Source organism: Mesorhizobium sp. M2A.F.Ca.ET.039.01.1.1 (assembly GCF_003998035.1).
In the GTDB taxonomy this organism is placed as follows: domain Bacteria; phylum Pseudomonadota; class Alphaproteobacteria; order Rhizobiales; family Rhizobiaceae; genus Mesorhizobium.
This window is the reverse complement of record NZ_RZRY01000367.1, coordinates 1-6,468: the sequence shown is the minus strand read 5'-3', so window position 1 is coordinate 6,468 and position 6,468 is coordinate 1. Positions and strand designations below refer to the sequence as shown.

The 6,468-nt window shown below is 65.3% G+C and carries 9 protein-coding genes; 5 read left to right on the top strand and 4 right to left on the bottom strand.

From position 1 onward, the window contains the following. From EOA24_RS23920 to EOA24_RS23900, 5 genes are all read left to right on the top strand, one after another. Positions 1–975, top strand: a 975-nt coding sequence (locus tag EOA24_RS23920) for a molecular chaperone DnaJ (protein WP_133374587.1), incomplete at its 5' end; no start/stop codon positions are given. Between the two features lie 145 nt (positions 976–1,120). After that, positions 1,121–1,726, top strand: a complete 606-nt coding sequence (gene pmtA, locus EOA24_RS23915) for a phospholipid N-methyltransferase PmtA (RefSeq protein ID WP_126080141.1) — start codon at positions 1,121–1,123, stop codon at positions 1,724–1,726. 115 nt (positions 1,727–1,841) lie between these two features. Further along, positions 1,842–2,438, top strand: coding sequence for an NADPH-dependent FMN reductase (locus EOA24_RS23910; RefSeq protein WP_126080140.1), 597 nt, complete (start codon positions 1,842–1,844; stop codon positions 2,436–2,438). A 23-nt stretch (positions 2,439–2,461) separates the two neighbouring features. Further along, positions 2,462–3,145 carry an orotidine-5'-phosphate decarboxylase gene (pyrF, locus tag EOA24_RS23905; RefSeq protein WP_245467301.1) on the top strand — a complete coding sequence of 228 codons (684 nt, stop codon included), beginning with the start codon at positions 2,462–2,464 and terminating at the stop codon, positions 3,143–3,145. 161 nt (positions 3,146–3,306) lie between these two features. Beyond that, positions 3,307–3,594: a DUF1330 domain-containing protein gene (locus EOA24_RS23900; protein ID WP_126080138.1), complete on the top strand. Its 288-nt coding sequence runs from the start codon at positions 3,307–3,309 to the stop codon at positions 3,592–3,594. On the opposite strand, the gene EOA24_RS23895 is transcribed toward EOA24_RS23900, so the two are convergent. From EOA24_RS23895 to EOA24_RS23880, 4 genes are all read right to left on the bottom strand, one after another. Beyond that, positions 3,591–4,643, bottom strand: coding sequence for a D-alanine:D-lactate ligase-like protein (locus tag EOA24_RS23895; protein ID WP_127255352.1), 1,053 nt, complete (start codon positions 4,641–4,643; stop codon positions 3,591–3,593). The two genes, EOA24_RS23900 and EOA24_RS23895, sit on opposite strands and share 4 nt — an antisense overlap. A 104-nt stretch (positions 4,644–4,747) precedes the next feature. Beyond that, on the bottom strand, positions 4,748–5,626 hold the full coding sequence (locus EOA24_RS23890; RefSeq protein WP_127410125.1) for an SMP-30/gluconolactonase/LRE family protein: 879 nt from the start codon (positions 5,624–5,626) through the stop codon (positions 4,748–4,750). Further along, a complete protein-coding gene (locus EOA24_RS23885; protein ID WP_126080211.1) occupies positions 5,623–6,258 on the bottom strand; it encodes a 2-dehydro-3-deoxy-6-phosphogalactonate aldolase in 636 nt (211 codons plus the stop codon). Before EOA24_RS23885 ends, EOA24_RS23890 begins: the two co-directional genes overlap by 4 nt. Beyond that, positions 6,258–6,468, bottom strand: a 211-nt coding sequence (locus tag EOA24_RS23880) for a 2-dehydro-3-deoxygalactonokinase (RefSeq protein WP_189354173.1), incomplete at its 5' end; no start/stop codon positions are given. The genes EOA24_RS23880 and EOA24_RS23885, both read right to left, overlap by 1 nt.

The window sequence follows — 6,468 nt, the reverse complement described above, 5'->3', positions numbered from 1 at the left end:
GCCTACGAGACGCTGAAGGACCCGCAGAAGCGCGCCGCCTATGACCGCTTCGGCCACGCCGCCTTCGAGGGCGGCATGAACGGCGCCGCGCACGGCTTCGGCGCCGGCGGTTTCGCGGACATCTTCGAGGATATTTTCGGCGACATGATGGGTGGCCGCCAGCGCCGCTCGTCGGGCGGCCGCGAACGCGGCGCCGACCTGCGCTACAACATGGAAATCACGCTGGAAGAGGCCTTTTCCGGCAAGACCGCGCAGATCCACGTGCCGGCTTCCATTTCCTGCTCGGAATGCTCCGGCAGCGGCGCCAAGCCCGGCACGCAGCCGGTGACCTGCTCGATGTGCCACGGCCACGGCAAGGTGCGCGCCACGCAAGGCTTCTTCTCGATCGAGCGCACCTGCCCGCAATGCCAGGGCCGCGGCCAGACGATCAAGGACCCTTGCCCGAAATGCGCTGGACAGGGCCGCGTCACCGAGGAGCGCTCGCTGTCGGTCAACATCCCGGCCGGCATCGAGGACGGCACTCGCATCCGGCTGGCCAATGAGGGCGAGGCGGGCTTGCGCGGCGGGCCGTCCGGCGACCTTTACATCTTCCTGGCGGTAAAGCCGCACGAATTCTTCCAGCGCGACGGCGCAGACCTTTATTGCAAAGTGCCGATCTCGATGACGACGGCCGCCCTTGGCGGCTCCTTCGAGGTCACCACGCTCGACGGCACGCAGACCAAGGTGAAAGTGCCGGAAGGCACGCAGAACGGCCGCCAGTTCCGCCTCAAGGGCAAAGGCATGCCGGTGCTGCGCCAGGCCAATGTCGGCGACCTCTACATCCAGACGGCGGTCGAGACGCCGCAGAACCTGTCGCGCCGCCAGCGCGAATTGCTGGAAGAGTTCGAGCAGCTCTCCTCGAAGGACAACTCGCCTCAGTCGAGCGGCTTCTTCGCCCGCATGAAGGACTTCTTCGAGTCGTTCGGCGAAAACTGATCGTCACACGCCAGCATTGCGCACGGCCTGGGAGGGCGATCCGCTTCCCAAGCGTCAGCAACATCTTATGCCAGCTTGACGCCTTGCCTTGTCCCACCCACCTGCTAAGTAGCGGATCGGGGGGCGAGCATTGAGGAGAGCTCTGATGGCACGTAGTCCCGGATTGCGCAAAGCGCTGGCGGAAAAATTCGACGACGAGCTGAAGTTCTTCAAAGGCTGGATCGACAAGCCGAAAACGGTCGGCTCGATCGTCCCCACCAGTTCCGTCACCGCCCGCAAGATGGCCTCGATCGTCAATCCGAGATCTGGCCTGCCCGTGCTTGAGGTGGGGCCAGGCACCGGCGTAATCACCCGCGCCATCCTCGCCCAGGGTGTAAAGCCGGAAAATCTCTACGCGGTCGAATATTCGACCGACTTCGTGCGCCATCTGCGCGGGCTCTATCCCGGCGTCAACGTGATCGAGGGCGACGCCTTCAATCTAAATGCCACGCTCGGCGAGAAGCGCGACATGGTGTTCGATTCGGTCGTCTCCGGCGTGCCGCTGCTCAATTTCCCGGTCGCCCAGCGCATCGCCTATATCGAAAGCCTGCTCGACCGCATTCCCGCCGGACGGCCGATCGTGCAGCTGACCTACGGCCCGCTGTCGCCGATCCCGGCGGGGCGCGGCGACTACACCGTCGAGCATTTCGATTTCATCTTCCGCAACATCCCGCCGACGCAGCTGTGGATCTATCGCCGCGCGGCGCATTAGGGTTAAGGGAGTAGGGGAGTAAGGCAGTAGGGGAATAGGGAATGAACATTCAGTTTCCGCACTATCCCTACTGCCCTATTCCCTTACTCCCCTACTCCCTTGGCGAAGCAGGCCCATGGCAGTGATCCTACGAATCCTCGTCTTCGCCGGCTCGGTCCGGACCGGCGCCTATAGCGGCCGGACCGCCGATGTGGCGCAGAAGGAATTGGCCGTGCAGGGCGCGGAAGTGACGCGCATCTCGCTCGGCGACTATCCGCTGCCGATCATGGACGAGGACCTCGAAAAGGAAAAAGGCATCCCCGAGAACGCGCTCAGGCTCGGCCGCCAGATCGCGGCGCATGACGGGGTCCTGATCGCGACGCCCGAATATAACGGCTCGATCCCGCCATTGCTCAAGAACGCGATCGACTGGGTGAGCCGGATACGCCGTGAGGGCAGCCGCACCTTCAGGCCGCTTGCCGGCAAGCCGGTCGGGCTCTGCTCGTCCTCCGAGGGCAAGTTCGCCGGCATACGCTGCATCAACCATCTGCGCGCGGTGCTGGTGCGCTGCCAGATGGAGGTGATCACGCCGGAATGCTCAGTCTCCGAGGCCGACGAAGCCTTCGCCGAGGACGGACAATTCAGGGACGCCAGACTACACCAATCGATGGAGCGCCTATGCCGTACACTGATGGAAACCTCGCGCATGCTGTCGACCCGGATCGAGGTGTGATCAATTTCGCGGAGGCAGACACGATGCGGGGCCGTTTGATCGTCGGGCTCGACCTTCCGACGCTGAAGGAGGCCGAGACGGCGGTACGCGAGCTCGAAGGCGCCGTTTCCTTCTACAAGATCGGCTACCAGCTGGCCTTTGCCGGCGGGCTAGACTTCGCGCGGGAGCTCGCCAGCGGCGGCACCAAAGTGTTCCTCGACATGAAGCTGCTCGACATCGACAACACCGTGGCCAAGGGCGTGGAGAACATCGTCAAAATGGGTGTCTCGATGCTGACGCTGCATGCCTATCCCAAAACGATGAGAGCGGCTGTCGAGGCGGCCAAAGGCAGCGATCTGTGCCTGCTTGGTGTGACGGTGCTGACCTCGATGGACGAGCAGGACATGATCGACGCCGGCTATGAATACGACCCGCACACGCTGGTGCTCAGGCGCTCCGAACAGGCGCTGCATGCCGGCATGGGCGGCATCGTCTGCTCGGCGGAAGAGGCCGAAGCGGTGCGCCGCATCGTCGGCCCCGACCTGGCGGTGGTGACGCCGGGCATCCGCCCGTCGGGCAGCGACCATGGCGACCAGAAACGCGTGGTTACGCCGGCGCAGGCGATCCGCAACGGCGCCAGCCATCTCGTCGTCGGCCGGCCGATCGTCAAGGCGCCGGACCGCCGCGCCGCGGCCGAGGCGATAATCGCCGAGATGCAGTCGGCCTGAGGACCGGTTCTGAAACTCTACTCCGGCGCGTTTTCTGCGCTTCCGGTACTCACGTACTTTAAGTACGCTCCGCTCCGGTTCTCGAAAAAACCACCAGCTGCCTCACCGGAGCGACTTTCGGAACCGGTCCTCGCTCCGTGCGCGCAAACAGGAGGAACGCAATGCCCAAGGGATATTGGATCGCTCGCGTCGATGTGCGCGACGCCGAGGGATACAAGTATTATGTCGCCGCCGCGAAGCTCGCCTTCGATCGCTTCGGCGCGAAATTCCTGGCGCGCGGCGGCGAGCATGAAAAGGCCGAAGGGCCGGGCCGCGCCCGCAACGTCATCATCGAGTTCGAATCGCTGGCCGTGGCGCATGACTGCTACCACTCGCCGGAATACCAGCGCGCCGCCGCCATTCGCCAGAAAGTGGCCGACGGCGAGATCGTGCTGGTCGAGGGCGTTTAGCGAAAGAGCCTATTGGCCGCCGTCTCAGCCATCGCATCCGCGAGGCTCATGCCCCATTCCCTGCGGCAATAGTCGCGAAAATCGAAGCAGGGCAGGCCGGGGCAGACTTCGAACTCGATGAGGTGGACGGTGTCGTCAGCGTCGACTCTGAGGTCGACGGAAAAGACATCTCTCAGGCCGAGACCGCTTATCAGTTTTTGCGCGATGGCGCGGATTTTTCGATCCGCCGCCGGCTGGCTGGCGCCGACAGCCTCCAGCTCCGGCTCGACATAGGTGCCCGCATCCTTCGCGGCCTGGCCGGTCTCGCCATAAAGCGCCATCGAGTCGGCCATGGTCTGGAAGTCGCCGCCGGAATCGACAAAGAAGATACCAAGCGCCTCGATGCCGGTTTCGGGCTTTAGCCCAAGGAAGCTCGCGCGCACGTTGCGGCCGGCGACATAGGGCTGGACGACGACGTCGTCGCGGTAATGGGAAAAGACGCGCCGGCTAAGCTCCAGCGCATGGCCGAGATCGGTGATGCGCGAATCCGGCCAGATGCCGATCTTGGCGCCGAGCCGCTTCGGCTTGACGAACCAGCCCTTGGGCGAGGCCGGCGGCTCGACCAGCCATTCGCCGTTGCGCGCCAGGCCGGCTTGCGGCACCGGCAGGCCGAGCGCGCCAAGCACGGCGCCGCAGCGGAACTTGTCCTGGCAGAGCGCAAACAGCGAATCGTCGGCGCCGATGGTGCGCAGCCCGTTCAGCCGCGCCAGCGCCGGCGAAGCGCCGCCCCGGAAATAGGCAATGCCGTCGGTCAGCGTCCAGACCAGCGTTGTTGCGGGATCGGCCTTTGCCAGCACCGGCACCGCGTCGTCGAGCTCTACAGGCTTGAAAGCGAGGCCGCGCTTCTCGCAGGCGGCGGCGAGCAAGTCGAATTCGGGCGCAAGGTCGGTCGACTGCGCCAGATAGGACGAAATTTCCAGGGCACGATCCGCCGGGTATCCGTCGGCGGACAGGCGGTCGAGGCAGGCCTTTTCCGGCTCGTAGACGAGGATGAGGGTCGGCTGCGGCATCGAATGCTCCGGGCGAAATCAGGCGCTACCATCGCATGGCCGCAGCGGCCGGCTTGCGGGAAACCGACCGGCCTAAGGCGATTGCCTGATACTGTTCAACCGTCTTATGCGATCAGCACGCGTGGCTCGAAGCGGCCGTTGACCGGGATATCGAGCAGGAAGGTCATGCCGGCTTGCGGATCGAGAGCGCGCTGTTTTTCGTCCTTGCCGCTCCAGGCCGAGGTCACGGCGAGGCGATCGGCTTTCGCGCCGACAAAGGCGGGGCAGGAAGCCTGCGTCACCGGCATGGCGATCTCGCGCAGCAGCGTGCCGTCCGGCGCATAGGCCTTCACCGCCTTGCCGCCCCAGACGGCGTTCCACAGCACGCCGTCGCGGTCGACGACCGAACCGTCGATATAGCCTTTCGAGGAGCGATGATCGACGAACACCTTCACTTCGCCGGCCGGCAGGCCGGTCGCCGGATCGCAGGCGACGCGCATCAGCAGCCCGGTCGCTGTGTCGGTGTAGTAGGCAATCGTGCCGTCCAGGGAAAAACAGATCGAGTTCGAGACGGTGATGCCGGAAAACAGCCGGCGCAATTCGCCCTTGAAGAACCAGTAGATCGAGCCCGCGCCCTTCTCCTCGCCCTTGCCCATCGTGCCGGTCCACAGCGCGCCGCAGGGATGGACGCGGGAATCGTTGGATCGCGTCACCGGATTGTCGGCCTCGATCGGCGTGTGCAGCGTCAGCCTGCCGGTTTTCACGTCGCGGACCTGCAGGCCGATCTCGGTGGCGATGAGCTGGCGATCGGCGTCGATGACGGCGATGGCGCTGGCCATGACGCCGAGGTCATGCACCTTCAGCGCGCCGGCGAGCGGCTTTTCCAGAAGCTTGCCGTTGAGGATGTCGAACCAGAACAGCGTGTCGGTCGCGGGATCGTAGCTCGGGCCTTCGCCGAGCTCGCAGATATGGTCGGAAAAAACCGAAACGCCGTCCATTGTCATCCTCCGAAAGCTTCATCCCAGGCGGCGACCGCGGCGCTGGCGCGCCGCGCCACGTCCTCAACCGTCGCGCCCGGCTTGTAGAGACTGGATCCAAGACCGAAGACGCTGACGCCGACCGCCTTGTAGCCGGCAAAATCCTTGTCGGAGACGCCGCCGACCGCGCCGATCAGCGTCGCTGCCGGCAGCACGGCGCGGATGGCGGCAATGCCGCTCGCTCCAAGCACGCTCGCCGGGAAGAATTTCAGCGCCGAGGCGCCGAGCCGGATCGCCTGGAAAGCTTCGGTGGGCGTGAACACGCCAGGCATCGTCACCATGCCATGATGCATGGCGCGGCCCATGACCTCGGCATCGATGTTGGGGCTGACCAGCAGGCGACCGCCAGCCTTGTGCAAGGCGTCGACGTCCGCAGCCGTCAGCACCGTGCCGGCGCCGATCAGCGCGGTTTGCGGCAGCGCCTTGACCAGATCGGCGATGGAGACGAACGGCTCCGGCGAATTGAGCGGCACTTCGATCGCCTCGATGCCGGCGTAATGGATCGCCTTGCCGATCGCCACCGCCTCGGACGGCTTCAAGCCGCGCAGGATGGCGACAAGGCCTCGCCTGAGCTTCGGGAAGGGTGCGGTCTGGCTCATCAAGCGCCTCCAATCATGCCGTTCTCGCGCGCGGCCTCGACGAGGCCGGCGCGCACCGCTTCATCGGCGTCGACGGTGCGGAAGGCAAGGCCGGCAAAGCCGAGCGCCGTGCCATAAAGCGTGGCCAGCGCGCCCGAGGCGACCAGCACCACCGGCGCTTCGCCGGCGCCATAGCGGCGCCTCGCCGAGGCGATCTCGCCGCCGATCAGC

Coding starts and splice junctions, on each gene's coding strand:
- pmtA (WP_126080141.1), top strand. CDS start 1,121: ATGGCACGTAGTCCCGGATTGCGCAAAGCGCTGGCGGAAAAATTCGAC.
- EOA24_RS23910 (WP_126080140.1), top strand. CDS start 1,842: ATGGCAGTGATCCTACGAATCCTCGTCTTCGCCGGCTCGGTCCGGACC.
- pyrF (WP_245467301.1), top strand. CDS start 2,462: ATGCGGGGCCGTTTGATCGTCGGGCTCGACCTTCCGACGCTGAAGGAG.
- EOA24_RS23900 (WP_126080138.1), top strand. CDS start 3,307: ATGCCCAAGGGATATTGGATCGCTCGCGTCGATGTGCGCGACGCCGAG.
- EOA24_RS23895 (WP_127255352.1), bottom strand. CDS start 4,643: ATGCCGCAGCCGACCCTCATCCTCGTCTACGAGCCGGAAAAGGCCTGC.
- EOA24_RS23890 (WP_127410125.1), bottom strand. CDS start 5,626: ATGACAATGGACGGCGTTTCGGTTTTTTCCGACCATATCTGCGAGCTC.
- EOA24_RS23885 (WP_126080211.1), bottom strand. CDS start 6,258: ATGAGCCAGACCGCACCCTTCCCGAAGCTCAGGCGAGGCCTTGTCGCC.